Source organism: Rhodoplanes roseus, assembly GCF_003258865.1.
GTDB lineage: Bacteria > Pseudomonadota > Alphaproteobacteria > Rhizobiales > Xanthobacteraceae > Rhodoplanes > Rhodoplanes roseus.
On the sequence record NZ_NPEX01000886.1, the window covers coordinates 1 to 259 of the forward strand.

At 62.9% G+C, this 259-nt stretch carries 1 protein-coding gene; it reads left to right on the forward strand.

Going from position 1 to position 259, the window contains the following annotated elements:
* Positions 1 to 259: serine hydrolase (locus CH341_RS32870; protein ID WP_146604804.1), on the forward strand; the 259-nt coding region annotated here is incomplete at both ends.

The window sequence follows — 259 nt, forward strand, 5'->3', positions numbered from 1 at the left end:
GAGGTGGAGCAGCGCCTGAATGCGCGTCTCGGCGCCTATGTCCTCGACATCGAGACGGGTCGCGAATGGGCCCAGCGCGCGGACGAGCGTTTCCCCATGTGCAGCACCTTCAAGCTGCTCGCCTGCGGCGCCGTGCTGGCGAAGGTCGATATGGGCGAGGAAGATCTCGAGCGTCGCATCATCTTCGAGGAAAAGGACCTCGTGACCTATTCCCCCGTCACCAAAGAGCATGTCGGTGGTGAAGGGATGACGCTTGCGG